Origin of the sequence: Halorubrum shenae (genome assembly GCF_051194165.1) — an archaeon.
Taxonomy (GTDB): domain Archaea; phylum Halobacteriota; class Halobacteria; order Halobacteriales; family Haloferacaceae; genus Halorubrum.
Genome location: NZ_JBLZNI010000023.1, coordinates 20,964 through 34,204 on the forward strand (window position 1 = coordinate 20,964; position 13,241 = coordinate 34,204).

12 protein-coding genes are annotated in these 13,241 nt (G+C 65.1%); 7 read left to right on the top strand and 5 right to left on the bottom strand.

What is annotated here, in order from left to right; all coding sequences use genetic code 11:
- The first annotated feature begins 38 nt into the window (after positions 1-38).
- The 4 genes from prs (at position 39) to ACNS88_RS16275 (ending at position 4,521) form a co-directional block, all read left to right on the top strand.
- Entirely contained in the window at positions 39-893 is an 855-nt protein-coding gene (gene prs / locus ACNS88_RS16260; RefSeq protein WP_435099962.1) for a ribose-phosphate diphosphokinase, read from the top strand.
- A 265-nt stretch (positions 894-1,158) separates the two neighbouring features.
- A complete protein-coding gene (locus ACNS88_RS16265) occupies positions 1,159-1,473 on the top strand; it encodes an AN1-type zinc finger domain-containing protein (protein WP_435099965.1) in 315 nt (104 codons plus the stop codon).
- A gap of 440 nt (positions 1,474-1,913) precedes the next feature.
- Positions 1,914-3,830, top strand: coding sequence for an alpha-amylase family glycosyl hydrolase (locus ACNS88_RS16270; RefSeq protein WP_435099968.1), 1,917 nt, complete (start codon positions 1,914-1,916; stop codon positions 3,828-3,830).
- Positions 3,831-4,107: 277 nt separating this feature from the next.
- A complete protein-coding gene (locus tag ACNS88_RS16275) occupies positions 4,108-4,521 on the top strand; it encodes a GlcG/HbpS family heme-binding protein (protein ID WP_435099971.1) in 414 nt (137 codons plus the stop codon).
- A gap of 24 nt (positions 4,522-4,545) precedes the next feature.
- Here the strand turns inward: ACNS88_RS16275 and ACNS88_RS16280 are convergent, their stop codons facing one another.
- The 4 genes from ACNS88_RS16280 to glmM all read right to left on the bottom strand — a co-directional run bounded on the left by ACNS88_RS16280 (position 4,546) and on the right by glmM (position 8,269).
- A complete protein-coding gene (locus tag ACNS88_RS16280) occupies positions 4,546-5,103 on the bottom strand; it encodes a sugar O-acetyltransferase (RefSeq protein WP_435099974.1) in 558 nt (185 codons plus the stop codon).
- Between the two features lie 62 nt (positions 5,104-5,165).
- The gene (locus tag ACNS88_RS16285) at positions 5,166-5,564 is read right to left on the bottom strand and encodes a DUF7975 family protein (RefSeq protein WP_435099977.1); all 399 of its coding nucleotides are present in this window, start codon (positions 5,562-5,564) and stop codon (positions 5,166-5,168) included.
- Positions 5,565-5,663: 99 nt separating this feature from the next.
- Positions 5,664-6,854, bottom strand: a complete 1,191-nt coding sequence (glmU, locus tag ACNS88_RS16290) for a bifunctional sugar-1-phosphate nucleotidylyltransferase/acetyltransferase (protein ID WP_435099980.1) — start codon at positions 6,852-6,854, stop codon at positions 5,664-5,666.
- Positions 6,855-6,922: 68 nt separating this feature from the next.
- Complete coding sequence (gene glmM / locus ACNS88_RS16295) at positions 6,923-8,269, bottom strand: phosphoglucosamine mutase (protein WP_435099983.1); 1,347 nt, start codon at positions 8,267-8,269, stop codon at positions 6,923-6,925.
- A 160-nt stretch (positions 8,270-8,429) separates the two neighbouring features.
- Here glmM and ACNS88_RS16300 point away from each other — a divergent pair, with 160 nt between their 5' ends.
- The 3 genes from ACNS88_RS16300 to ACNS88_RS16310 are packed head-to-tail and all read left to right on the top strand — an operon-like array spanning position 8,430 to position 11,898.
- Positions 8,430-9,671 (top strand): FG-GAP repeat domain-containing protein, encoded by a 1,242-nt coding sequence (locus ACNS88_RS16300; RefSeq protein WP_435099986.1) that lies wholly within the window; start codon positions 8,430-8,432, stop codon positions 9,669-9,671.
- Position 9,672: 1 nt separating this feature from the next.
- A complete protein-coding gene (locus ACNS88_RS16305; protein ID WP_435099989.1) occupies positions 9,673-10,683 on the top strand; it encodes a glycosyltransferase in 1,011 nt (336 codons plus the stop codon).
- A 60-nt stretch (positions 10,684-10,743) separates the two neighbouring features.
- A complete protein-coding gene (locus tag ACNS88_RS16310) occupies positions 10,744-11,898 on the top strand; it encodes a DUF1616 domain-containing protein (RefSeq protein ID WP_435099992.1) in 1,155 nt (384 codons plus the stop codon).
- Between the two features lie 81 nt (positions 11,899-11,979).
- On the opposite strand, the gene ACNS88_RS16315 is transcribed toward ACNS88_RS16310, so the two are convergent.
- On the bottom strand, positions 11,980-13,167 hold the full coding sequence (locus ACNS88_RS16315) for an RNA-guided endonuclease InsQ/TnpB family protein (RefSeq protein WP_435099995.1): 1,188 nt from the start codon (positions 13,165-13,167) through the stop codon (positions 11,980-11,982).
- Positions 13,168-13,241: the final 74 nt, after the last annotated feature.

The following is a 13,241-nucleotide window of genomic DNA, read 5'->3' on the forward strand; positions in this document are numbered from 1 at the left end:
AGGAAACTGGTTTACCGGAGTCTGGGGTACGAACGCCCATGATCGTACCCGGATCCAGCTCACAGCTGCTCGCGGCCGCGCTCGCCGAGGAGACGGGTCGGCCGCTGGCGACGCCGACCTACGACCGGTTCCCGGACGGCGAGGGGCTCGCCGCGGTGCCCGACTTCGCGGGCGACGAGGCCACGATCGTCGCCGCGACCGACGCCGACGAGACGTGGGTCGAACTGCTCCAGCTCCAAGACGCCGTCCGCGGGGCCGGCGCCGAGCGCGTGACGACGGTGATCCCCTACATGGGGTACGCCCGACAGGACCAGTCGTTCGGCGACGGCGAGCCCGTCTCGGCGCGGGCGATGGCGCGGGCGATCTCCACGGGGACCGACCGCGTCGTGCTCGTCAACCCCCACGAGGCCGGCGTCGACGACTTCTACGACGTGCCCGTCGAGACGGTCGACGCCGCCGGCGTCCTTGCGGAGCCGCTTCCGGCCGCCCTCGACGACCCCCTGTTCCTCGCGCCCGACGAGGGCGCGGTCGGCATCGCGGAGACGGTCCGAGACGCGTACGGGGTCGGCGAAACGGACTACTTCGAGAAGCACCGCGACCGCGACACGGGCGCGATCGAGGTGTCGCCCTCGGACGCTCCGGTCGAGGGCCGAGACGTGGTCGTCGTCGACGACATCATCGCGACCGGCTCGACGATGAGCGAATCGGTCGCCGTGTTGAACGACCGCGGCGCGGCACGGGTGTTCGCGGCCTGCGTCCACCCCATGCTCGCGGCCAACGCGGTGACGAAGCTCCGCGGCGCTGGCGTCGACCAGATCGTCGGCAGCGACACGCTCGAACGCGGCTGTAGCGTCGTCAGCGTCGCGCCCGTTCTCGCCGACGCGCTCGAGTAGGTCTCCTCGGCTCTGTTGAACGTATCAACTGGTGATCGGCTCCATTTTACGGGCTATCCTAACTTATCTCATGTGTGTCATTCTCCGCCAGCAGATCGACAACTTGAAAAACAAATTCAGAAATGAAATTCACTCTGATTGACCTACTCACTGTATCTTGCACGACACCCCTTATCAGATTCTGAGGGTACCAACGAAGCAACGTAGCATGAGAGGGGGACTTACTCCGCGATAGGTATTTTCGTATACGTTGTGTGTTTCCACTATGTCTCTGTGCGATAACTGTGGTAGTGATCTAAAAGGTCTTGACTATAATTGTAGCAGATGTGGTGGAACTTTTTGTACTAAATGTCGACTCCCAGAGTCGCACGACTGTATTGGATTAAAAGTTGAAAAAGCAGAACGAGAATTAAAACGTGAAGCAGGTGATAGTCAGGCTTGGTTCAAAAATGACGAGGCCCCCACACAGCAAAATAATCGATCTTCTACAAGACAAGTCTCCAATAATAGTACGCTACTATTTCTACTGATTTTCCTCGCGATCATTCTGATCGCTGGTTCTGTGATAGCAGTATTATAATTAGAGGAAGTACGTCGATTCGAGAGCTGCTGTTAAAATTGTAGCATTTATTCCGTTCGATTTTTGTCTTATCAGTTTTTTATACAGTCATGAGCCAAAGAGACACTCCGTCGAGCAGTAAGGGACGTAGTTGGCTGTATTGGGTTCGAGTGAAGAGTAAGAATGCGGTTCGGTATCTGGCAATGTTAGTCGTAATTGTCTCTGTGTGGCATTTTTTTGCCCCGTTTATTTCGATACCCGTCTGGCCAGCGTATCAGTCACTCATGCCAAGTGAAACTGTTGCTGTTGGTCCACAATCAAGAACGATGATAAATATCACTCATCTACTTCCGATGATAGTTGGTGCGGTTGTCGCTTGGAAATTATAAAAAAATCGGCATCGACGAGAACTTGTCAAACTGTACCACGGGTATATACCTTTGACACGTGAGAGGGTATGTATGCACCATCCTGGTCCACCCCGAGTACTGGCGGTTGGAGAGACCGAGGAACTCGCCCCCAGGGACCCCGACCCTGATGGGACGTACACATGGCGCATCTCCAAGGCACCTGAGGGGAGCACTGTCTCGTTCGGCGACGACCCCGTCGAATCGCTCGCGCCGGACAGGCCGGGCGTCTACACCGTTGTGCTGGACGCACCGGACGGACGCCACGAACTCACACTCCGGGCGTTCCCGTCGGAGATGGCGGTCGCGGCAGGCGGCGGTTCCAGTGGGCAGAGCGGCCGGAGCGGAATGAGCGGCCCCGGCGAAAGCGGGGTGAGCGGTAAAAGCGGGTCCGGCCTCGGCTCCGCGCGCGAGGACCCCGTTTCCGATGGGGGCCGTCCCCGACTCACGCTCACCGGCGAGCGTGAGGGTGACGAGGTCGTAGTGACGGCGCACCCACAGACAGCCCCGAGCGACGACGCGGACGACCAGAGCCTCGACGTCGAATTTTACGTCGACGACCGCGCCGAGTTGACGGAGTACGAGGTCGACGACCGCGAAGCCCGCATCCCCCTCGACGTGATCGACGCTCCGGCGCGCATCCACGCCGTGGCCTTCGGGACCCAGTACAGCGTCCCCGATACGGTCCGGGTTCATCCCGGCGGCGACGTTGAACTCCTCAACAACCCGCCCGAGTGGGGGAAAGACATGACGCTCTACGAGATCTACGTCCGGGGGTACATCGATCCGGACGAGGACCAGTCGACATTCGATGCCATCGCCGAGAATCTTGACCACATCCAGCGCCTCGGCGTCAACACGCTGTGGTTGACCCCTGTGCTCCAGAACGACGACTTCGATCACGGGTACAACACTACTGATTTCTTCTCGATCGCCGATGACCTCGGCGGCGAGGAAGCGTTCCGAAACTTCGTTCAGGAGGTCCATGACAGGGACATGCGTGTCCTGTTCGACCTCGTGTTGAACCACTCGGCACGGGACCACGACTTCTTCCAGAAGGCCGTCGAAGGCCACGAGACGTATCTCGAGTGGTACGATTGGAAGGACCGTGAGAACCGAGAGCCCGAAACCTACTTCGACTGGCCGTACATCGCGAATTTTAATTACGACAACCTTGAAGTCCGCCGACACCTGCTGAACGCCGTCGAGAAATGGGCTGACCTCGTTGACGGCTTCCGGTGTGACATGGCCTGGGCGGTCCCGAAGCCGTTCTGGCAGGAGATTCGCTCGGTCGTCAAGGACCACGACGGCGAATTCCTGCTGATGGACGAGACGATTCCCTACGTCGCAGACTTTCACAACCTGTGTTTCGACATCCACTTCGACGCCGGCCTCTACTTCGACCTCATCCAGATCGGAGGTGGCGAGAAGCCGGCCGAGCAAATATACCAGTCGCTCGAGAACCGGTCCCAGATCGGCTTCCCGAACCATGCCGGATTTCTGACCTACATCGAGAACCACGACGAGGATCGCTACGTCGAAACACCCGGCCGCCACGGTGTCGAAGCAGCCGCCACAGCGTCGTTTACGCTCCCCGGCGCGCCGATGATATACGCCGGCCAGGAGATCGGCGAGCACTGGACACGCGGGAAAATCCACTGGAAAGACGCTGACGAGGACCTACTGGCGTTCCATCAACAGCTCGGTCGGGTGCGTAGCGAGTTCGACGCTCTCGGCTATCGAGCCGACTTCGACGAAGTACAGGTGGAGTCCACCTCCGAGAACGTCGTGGCCTACGCTCGAGAGAGCGACGGCGAGCGGGTCGTCGTCGTGTTGAATTTCGGTCACGAACCTGAGGAGGTCGGACTGCCCGGGGAGCGTATCGAGACAACTGACCGACTCAGCGGCGAGAGCGTCGCTGCGGAGGGCGGCATCTACGTGGAAAACGCGGTCGTTCTACTCGCGGCGTAGGCCACAACCGGCTCGACCAGCCCCGGGATCGGATTATTTCGAAATTCTGTCCCCATACCAGAGGTCGGGCATCGACGACGGCCTCCGCGACACTTGGACTCAGTATCTCGCACGGTGCTACTGGCAGAAATCGAGAAGATCTCGTAGGCGCTGTGGAATACACAACGCGATGTGACAGTGGTTTTCGTACATTGCGTGCAATGGTTACTTATCAATGCGAATATCATCATGTTAATTTATTATACTTCCGTGGGAGCAAGCAGACGGAGTACACAGTATGACGAACTTGACATTAGACGTCGCTAAGGAGATCATTGCAGCCGCGGAGGAGGCGGCCGCGGCGATCGACGTGCCGATGTGTATCGCGGTGATGGACGACGGTGCGAATCTCGTGGGGTTTCACCGGATGGACGATACGCTGCTCGGGAGCGTCGATATCGCCCAGAATAAGGCGTACTCCGCGGTGTCGCTGAAGTTGGATACCGAAACGATCCACGAGGAGTCACAGCCGGGCGAGTCGCTGTACGGGATCGGGAACACAAACGGCGGGCGAATCGTCACCTTCGGTGGCGGGTTCCCACTCGAAGACGACGACGGGACCGTCGTCGGCGGGGTGGGTGTCTCCGGTGGCAGCGTCGACGAAGACATGGAGGTTGCACAGGCAGGGGTGGAGCGCTTCGAGAATCGCTGAGGCGCCAGCGAACTTACTAGCGCCCTACTCGATTTCTCGAATCACCCGCGCCGGGTTCCCACCCACTACCACGCGACCGGGCACGTCCTTCGTAACGACCGCGCCCGAGGCGATCACCGCGCCGTCGCCGACCGTCACGCCCGGATTAAGCACGGCGCGGCCCCCGATCCACACGTCGTCGCCGACGGTCACCGGCTCGCCGCGCTCGCGGCCGGTCGCTCGCTCTTCGGGATCGATCGGGTGGGTCGGCGTGTAGACGTGGACGCCGGGTCCGAGCAGGCAGCGGTCGCCGAACGAGATCGGGTTGGCGTCGAGGAACACGCAGCCGTAGTTCGCGAAGAAGCCGTCGCCGACCGCGACGTTGTAGCCGTAGTCGCACCGGAACGGCGGGTTGACGACCGGATCGTCGCCGACCACGTCGAACAGCTCTCGGAGGAGCGCCTCGCGGTGCCCCGACTCCGCCTCGCTCGTCGCGCTGTACCGCCGGGCGAGGTCGCGGGCGCGCTTCCGGTCGGCGACCAGCTCTGGCGCGCTCGGGTCGTAGCGCTCCCCGGCGAGCATCCGCTCCGTCTCGGTGGGCATACCCGACCGAACGCGCCCCGCCGGATAGCGGTTTCCGTCGGGCGCGATGTCTGCTTCCCCTTTTAAACCGCCGTCACCCACGCCCGGTACTCGTCGTCGAGCCCGTACACCTCGTGGAAGGCGCGCTCGATGAACCCCGCCACGCGGTTCGCGTCCGACCGGGCGGTGACGACGGCGTTCGTCCCCTCGGCCTCTTCCGGGCTCACCAGCTCGTCGATCCGGAACTCCGGAAACTCTCCGAGCAGATCTTTTAAACGGTCCAGTTCCTCGTCCGTGCAGTCGAGAATGAGCTCCGTGCCCGCGAGCTGGATCCACGGCGGCACCTCGCCGCCCTCGGTGGTGTCGCTGTCGGGGTCGACGTCGACGGTCATCACCTCGCTCGACCGGGTTCGGTGAGCGGTCGCCGCGTCCGCGAACAGCTTCAGCCGCTCTCCCTCGGTCGTGGCGTCGAATCTGGTCATGCTCGCACGTCGTCGCCGCCGGCCCTTAAAAAGCCCCACCGCGGGTCGGGCCGACGCCGGCCCCGAGGCGAGACGCGCTGCCGGTCGGGGGTCGGGCCGTCACCGATCCCGAAGCACCGTCTCGCCCGGACCGACGGTCGACCCCGTCGACAGCGTCACGCCGGCGTTGAGGGTGCTGTTGATCCCCGTCTTCACGTCGTCGCCGCAGACGATCCCGAACTTGCGGCGCTCGGTGTTCACGCGTTCTCCCTTGACCGTGAGCCGGACCGGTTTCCCGTCGTGACGGAGGTTCGCGACGGTCGTCCCGGCGCCGAGGTTGACGTCGCGCCCGAGGACGCTGTCCCCGAGGTAGGTGAGGTGCGGGACGTGCGAGCCCGCCATCACGACGCTGTTTTTCACCTCGACGGCGTGCCCGACCTTCGCGTCCGGCCCGAGGTAGGTCGACCCCCGAACGTACGCGTTCGGCCCGACGTGGGCGCCCGAACTGACGTAGACGGGGCCCTCGATGACGACGCCGGGCTCGATCGTGGCGCCCCGTTCGACGGTAACGTGTCCGCGAAGCTCGGCGTCGGGAGAGACGTCGCCGGCGAGTCTGCCGTCCGCCTCCGGGAGCTTCCACTCGTTCGCCGCGAGCAGTTCCCACGGGCGGCCGACGTCGAGCCAGCGCTCGAACGGGACCGAACTCACGTCGAACGACTCGCAGGTTCGCTGGAGGACGTCCGTCAACTCCAGCTCTCCGCGGTCGCTCTCCTCGACGTCGAGCCACGGGAGCGCGGCCTCTGGGAAGACGTAGGCGCCGGCGTTCACGAGGTCGGAGGGCGGGTCCGCGGGCTTCTCGACGACGCCCCGCACGCGGTCGTCGTCGTCGTCGTCGGTCTCCAACACGCCGTACGCACTGGGGTCGTCAACACGGAAGGAGCCGACCGCCGGGCCCGACTCGAATAGGTCTCGCAGCGAGTCATCGTAGAGGACGTCGCCGTTCAACACCGCGAACGGCCCCTCGTGAAGCGCGTCTCGGGCGGCGCGGACGGCGTCGGCCGTCCCGCGCTGCTCGGGCTGCTCCACGAACTCGACGGGCACGGGCCACTCTCGGCTCCCGAGCGCCTCGCGGACCGCCTCGGCCTCGTAGCCGACGACGACGACGATCCGCGAGGCGCCGGCGGCTATCGCGCCGTCGATACAGTGCCCGACGAGCGGCTCCCCCGCGACGGGGAGCATCGGTTTCGGGAGCCTATCCGTCAGCGGACGCATCCGCGTCCCCTGGCCGGCCGCGAGTACGACGGTTTGCACAGTCGGACCACTCCGGAGAGGGACAAAGGTATTCTCCGCCTATACCGCCCGTTTGCGGGAGGATGACCTCACGCCGACGCCGTCTCGACGGCGGCCTCGACGAGCGATCGCACCGTCGAGAGCAGCTCCGTCGCGGCCTCCGGCTCGCGGGCCTCGGCGGTCAGTCGGATCAGGGGCTGGGTCCCCGACGGCCGGATCAGGAACCAGCCGTCCGCGGTCTCGACCCGCACGCCGTCGAGCGCGGAGACGTCGTCGTAGCGTTCGCGGACGCGCTCGTTGACCGCGTCCATCACGGCGTCGTTGGCGGCCGTCTCGACCGTCGCGCGACGGATGGGGTACCGGTCGATCCGCGCGAGCCGGTCCGAGACCGGCTCCGCCGCGGCGAGGACGGCGAGTTTCACGGCGGCGAGCGGGCCGTCGGGACAGAGCGTTTCGTCGGGGAAGATCCAGGCGCCGGAGGGCTCGCCGCCGAACGCGACGGCGGGGTCGCGGGCCCGCTCCGCCACGTACACGTCGCCGACGCGGGTGTGAACGACCTCCGCCCCGACGGTCGCCAGGGCGTCGTCGACCGCGAGGCTCGTGTTGACGGGGGCGGCGACTTGGTCTCCGGATCCGGCCTCCTGGCGCCCGAAGAGCGCGAGCAGCAGGTCGCCCGGAACGAACTCCCCGTCGTCCGCCACGGCCATCATCCGGTCCGCGTCGCCGTCGTGGGCGATCCCGAGGTCGGCGCCGACGGCGGGGACCGTCGCCGCGAGCGTCGTGCACGTCTCCGCCGTCGGCTCGCTCGGGCGCGCGGGGAACTTGCCGTCAGGCCGGTCGTTGAGCGTTTCGACGTCGACGCCGAGCTCGTACAGCGCCTCGGCCGTGACGCTACCCATGCCGTTGCCGACGTCGACGACGACCGACAGCGACGAGAGGTCGGCGTCTATCGCCGTCGCATCGCGTCGCCCCGCGTCGACCAGCGCCTCGCGGTGGCGAGCGGTCGCGTCCTCCCACGTCCGGCGTGTCCCCTGGTCGTCCCAGTCGGCGAGATCGAAGTCGGCCTCGCGTATCCGCTCGGCGATCTCGTCCTGCTGTGCCGTCGAGAACGCCTGCCCCGAGGGCGTCCAGAGCTTGAACCCGTTGTCTTCCGGCGGATTGTGCGAGGCGGTCACCACGACGGCGGCGTCGGCCTCCCGGAGGGCGATCCCGCGAGCGATCGTCGGCGTCGCCGCCAGCCCCACGTCGACGACGTCGGTCGCGGTCTCTTGGAGGCCGGCGACGAGGGCGTCTCGGAGGGTCCGTCCCGAATCGCGCGCGTCCCGTCCCACGAGCACGCTGTCGGCGTCGGTTCCGACGGCCCGCCCGATGTCCAACGCGACCGACGCGGTGATCGACTCCCCGACCCGCCCTCTGATCCCGCTCGTTCCGAACATGGGGGAGACATCCGTCCGAACGGATATGTAGCCGTCGACCGTTTGCACGGGTTGCACAGCGGATAACCCGAGAGTAACGCGGCGATCTCCGGGCGGTCTCTCCGTCGAGACCGTTAGCGTGCGTATAGTAAGGCCTCGCGGGAGGGTCGTCTCTGGAGAGATGCGATTCGACCATCAAACGATCGACGACTCTCCCCCCTGCGGGCGCCTCTTCGTGTGCGAGCCCGTCGACCTCGTCGGCGACGGCCTCCCGGACCTCATCGTCGGCGGGATGGGCGCCGAGGACCTCCCGGTGTTGGGAGACCGGTCCGTCCCGCTCGTGGGGCGCCTGTTCCGGCGGCTCGAAAACGACCTCTTCTGGTATGAGAATCCCGGACACGGGAACCACGACGGCGACGCGGCGTGGACCCGTCACACGATCTCGTCGGCGTCGGACCTGCACGCGCTCGGCGCGACGCTCGGCGACGTGAACGGGAACGGCCGGCTCGACCTCCTCGTCGGGCAGGGGTTCGGCGGGAGCGACGTGTACTGGTTCGAACAGCCGGCCGACCCCCGAGAGCAGTGGACGAAACACCTGATCGCGGACGACTTCTCGAAATACCACGACCTCGCGTTCGGCGACGTGGACAACGACGGGGAGCCGGAGGTCATCGGCGCGTCACAGGAGAGCGAGACGGTTTTCTACTACGACGTTCCCGACGACCCGACGCGTTCGCCGTGGCCGAGCGACTGTCTCACGGTGATCAGTCGGAACACCAACGTCGAGGGGCTCGCGATCGCCGACCTCGACGGCGACGGCGACAACGAACTCGTCGCGGGAACGGCGATCTACCGGCAGGCCGACAGTGGCGTGGCCGACGCTGGCGTGGCCGACGGGGGCGTGGCCGGCGTGGCTGATGAGAGCGCGGCCGGTGGGGACGCCTCCGACGTGTCGGCCGGGTGGACGCGGGAGCACGTCGTCACCGGCTGGGACTGGACGCGCGTCGCCGTCGGCGACGTGGACGACGACGGCGACCCCGAGCTGGTGTTCGCGGAGGGCGACTCGCCGCTGCTCGGCGATCACATGGGTCGCGTCGGGTGGTTCGACCCGCCCGACTGGGACACACACATCCTCCATGACGACTTGTACTGCCCGCACACGGTCCAGCTCGCCGACTTCGACGGCAACGGCTCGCTCGACATCTACGTCGCGGAGATGGGACTCGGAGAGAACGAGGAGACCGCCCAGCACGTCCTGTTCCGAAATCAGGGCGGCGGGGAGTTCAGGGAGACCGTCGTCGAGAGCGGGGTGCCGACCCACGAGGGGAAGGCCGTCGACGTCGACGGGGACGGTCGGCCCGACCTCCTCGGAAAGTCGTGGGAGCCGCACACTCACGTTGACGTCTGGTACAATCGGCCGTAACATGTTCGGAACCACGACCCTCCGCGACCGGCTGCCGAGTTTTATAAGCGGCTCGACCGGCGCCGGCGACGATTCGGACGCCGACGCGAGCGGGCCGCTCGTCACCGTGGTCGTCACGACGTACAACCGCCCCTCGTACCTGCGTGACTGCGTCGAGAGCGTGCTCTCGCAGACGTACGAGCCGATCGAGCTCGTCGTCGTCGACGACTGCTCCGACACCCCCGCGGGCGAGACGCTGGCCGAGGTCGACACCGACTCGCTGGCCGGGTATCAGTGCGTCCGGCACCGGACGAACCGCGGCGTCAACGCCGCGCGGAACACGGGCGTCGAGGCCGGAACCGGAGCGTACGTCGCCTTCCTCGACGACGACGACCGGTGGGTTCCGGAGAAGGTGGAGCGACACGTGGAAACGTTCGAGGCGGCCGGCGAGGACGTCGGCGTCGTCTATTCGGGGCTGAAGGCGATCCACGAGGACGGCGCCCGCGAGGAGCTCCCGCCGCGGATCGACGGCGACCTGACGAAGGCGCTGCTGTGTCGGAACGTGGTCGGGTCGATGTCCGTCGTGATGGTCCGGGCCGACGTGGCGAGGGCGGTCCCGTTCGACGAGGAGTTCGAGGCGTGGGCCGATCTCGAGTGGTTCGTCAGGGTCTCCCAGCGGGTCGCGTTCGTCCGGCTTCCCGAGGCGCTCGTCGTCTACGAGTACACGTCGCACGGTCGGCTGAGCGACGACTTCGAGAAGAAACGCCGCGGCTACGACAGCTTCCTCGACCGGTTCGACGACGTTGCAGCGTCGTACGGGCGCCCCTTCCACCGGAAGATGCGCGCGTGGGCCGCGTTCCGAGCCGGGTCGTCGGCGCTGTACACCGGGAACTACGGTGAGGCCCGCCGGCTCCTGTTCACCGCGGTCGCGCGGTACCCGTTGGAACCCCGGTTCTTCACGTTTCTGCTCGCGTCGCTGGGGGGCCGGTCGACGCACCTCTTGGCGCGCGGGCTCTCGCGATCGCTCGATTGATCGGTCGCTCCGGGCGTTAGCCAACGCCTATCTTTGCACTTCTGGGCGAAAGGGGCTCGCATGTCGTTCGATGACCGAGGGAACACGCCGCTCGCCGGCCGGCTTCCCTTGGACCTTCTGGTCGTCTCGCTCGTCTCCCTCGGGGTCGTCAGGCTCGCCGCCGCTGGGGACGAGGGCGGTCTCATTCGGCTGCTCCTCGGCGGCGCGTTCGTGACGTTCTGTCCGGGGTACGCGCTGGTCTCCGCGCTGTTTCCGCAGCGGACCTCGCGCATCCCGGACCGGCTCTCCACGATCGGATTCCGGCGGGAGCCGCCGGTCGATTTCTCCGGGCTGGAACGGATCGTGTCGGCGATCGCGGTCAGCGTTATTCTCGTCCCGTCCGTCGGGGTTCTCCTGCATTACACCCAGTGGGGGATCCGCCCGACGACGATGGTCCCCGCCGTCGCCGTCGCGACGATCGGCCTCTCCGCGCTCGCGGTGATTCGGCGCCTGCAGCTTCCGCCGGACGAGCGGTTCGCGGTCGCCTCGCTCGGGCTCCCGCGACGACTGACTGACTGGGTGCGCGAGCCGGACCGCCCCGTCACCACCGCCCTCAACGCCTTCGTCGTCGTCGGCCTCGTCGTCGCCGTCGCCGGCATCGGGATCGCCGCGGCCACGTCGACGAACGGCGAGCGATACACCGAGCTGTCCGTTCTCGGCGACGATCCGGACACCGGGGCTGCGATCGCGGAGGGATACCCGCGAGAACTCGCCCCCGGCGAGGAGGCGACGGTCCGCGTCCGGATCGGGAACCGGGAGGCGGGCGCGCGGACGTACACGGTGGTGGCGCAACTGCAGCGTTTGGACGACACCGACGGGGAGAGACGCGTCGTCGAGCGGTCGGAGCTCGACCGGTTCGACGCGCAACTCCAACGGGGCGAATCGGTGGAACGGACACGGACGGTCGAGCCGACGATGGAGGGCGACGGGCTTCGGATCGCCTTCCTGTTGTACGCCGACGCACCGCCGACGTACCCGACCGTCGGGAACGCGTACCGGTCGGTACACCTCTGGATCGACGTGGGAGATGCGAGCGTGACGGGGACAGACGGGGCAGGGGCGGGCGAGACGGCGACGAACGGGACGGATACGAACGGGACGGCGACGAACGAAACAGAGATCAACGAGACAGGCCGATTGAGATCTCCCTCAGGCATCTTTCAGTCGAATCGCTGATCGATGGGGCGGCTTTCGACTGATCGCGGGGGTGAGCGTTGCAGATCGTCGGCAGCGGCTGGTTATGTGAACTACCCCACCCTACTCGCTCACCGCTGACGCGGTTCGCTCCTTGAGGGTGGGGCTTCCTGTTTCCACGACGCGCTTTGCAGATACGGGTGTATCCACAGGGAGCGCAGTCTCCACAGGCGTTGATTCGGAGTGAACCACTCCTACTTCTTCGAGGCCGCGAGAAAGGATGTTCCATGCCGCGTTCGCGTCCCTATCCGCCTCAAACCCGCACGACGGACAAGAGTGTTCACGAACCCATAACGGCTTGTCCGTCGAAACGCCGCAGGACGCACACTCCTTCGTCGTTCCGCGAGGATTTACGGAGACGAAGTGCGTTCCTTCGCGTTCGCACTTGTATTCGAGCATCCGAAGGAAGGTTCCCCACGCCGCTCCTGCCCGGTTCCGTGAGTTACCCGGTAGTTCGACCAGTCCCTTTGCGTCCAAATCCTCAACGGCCACCAAGTCGTACTCGGTGGCGTAGTAGTTCGAGAGTTTGTGAAGGAAGTCTCGCCGCTTCTGCTTCAGGTCGGAGTGGCATTCGGCAACAACCTGACGTTGTTTCTCCCAATTTGCGGAGCCGTGTTCCTTCCGCGAGAGGTCGCGTTGTGCGCGTTCGAGTCGCTCACGTTCCTCGCTGAAGTCGGGACTCTCGATGGCGTACCCGTCAGTGTCGTGGGCGTACTTGAGAATCCCTACGTCGATACCAACGACTTGCTCTGGTTTCTCAGGTTTCTCCGGCGTTGCTTCGCCCACGTCGATACCGAACGTGGCATACCACTCGCCCGTGGGTTCTTGCTTGACCGTGACCTGTTTGATGGTCGCGTTCTCGGGAATGTCTCGGTGGAGGTGAATCGGAATCTCACCGATTTTACTCAACCACAACGTCGTCCGACCACTCGTATTCTTGAGTTTGAAGCCGGACTGATTGTAGGTGAACGACAGATACTCCCGAGGTGGTTTCCACTTGAGCATTCCCACGGCACGTCCGTTCTCCTTTTGCGCTTTGAGCGTGGAGAGGTTGTCGTAGACGCGCTTGACGACCATCTGTAGCACTTTCGAGTGAACGTCTCCGAGGTCGTCCCACCACGTTTTGAGGTCGGGAAGTCGCCCCTGCACCTCGTAGCGAGCAGGAATGTCGTCTGCCTCGTTGAGCAGGTAGAGAACGTGGTTGTACAGTTGCCTACAAGTATCGACGTGGTGCAGAAGCATCTCGGTCATCCGTCTTCAGTTAAGACTCACACCTCGGTTGTGTAGCGGTAGCGAGCGTCTCTTGTAAGATCGGTCGCTGCTTG

Excerpts from the sequence above, each read along its gene's own strand:
- ACNS88_RS16300 (WP_435099986.1), top strand. The coding sequence starts at position 8,430 with ATGCGATTCGACCATCAAACGATCGACGACTCTCCCCCCTGCGGGCGC.
- prs (WP_435099962.1), top strand. The coding sequence starts at position 39 with ATGATCGTACCCGGATCCAGCTCACAGCTGCTCGCGGCCGCGCTCGCC.
- ACNS88_RS16315 (WP_435099995.1), bottom strand. The coding sequence starts at position 13,167 with ATGACCGAGATGCTTCTGCACCACGTCGATACTTGTAGGCAACTGTAC.
- ACNS88_RS16310 (WP_435099992.1), top strand. The coding sequence starts at position 10,744 with ATGTCGTTCGATGACCGAGGGAACACGCCGCTCGCCGGCCGGCTTCCC.
- ACNS88_RS16280 (WP_435099974.1), bottom strand. The coding sequence starts at position 5,103 with ATGCCCACCGAGACGGAGCGGATGCTCGCCGGGGAGCGCTACGACCCG.
- ACNS88_RS16265 (WP_435099965.1), top strand. The coding sequence starts at position 1,159 with ATGTCTCTGTGCGATAACTGTGGTAGTGATCTAAAAGGTCTTGACTAT.
- ACNS88_RS16275 (WP_435099971.1), top strand. The coding sequence starts at position 4,108 with ATGACGAACTTGACATTAGACGTCGCTAAGGAGATCATTGCAGCCGCG.
- glmM (WP_435099983.1), bottom strand. The coding sequence starts at position 8,269 with ATGTTCGGAACGAGCGGGATCAGAGGGCGGGTCGGGGAGTCGATCACC.
- ACNS88_RS16285 (WP_435099977.1), bottom strand. The coding sequence starts at position 5,564 with ATGACCAGATTCGACGCCACGACCGAGGGAGAGCGGCTGAAGCTGTTC.
- ACNS88_RS16305 (WP_435099989.1), top strand. The coding sequence starts at position 9,673 with ATGTTCGGAACCACGACCCTCCGCGACCGGCTGCCGAGTTTTATAAGC.
- ACNS88_RS16270 (WP_435099968.1), top strand. The coding sequence starts at position 1,914 with ATGCACCATCCTGGTCCACCCCGAGTACTGGCGGTTGGAGAGACCGAG.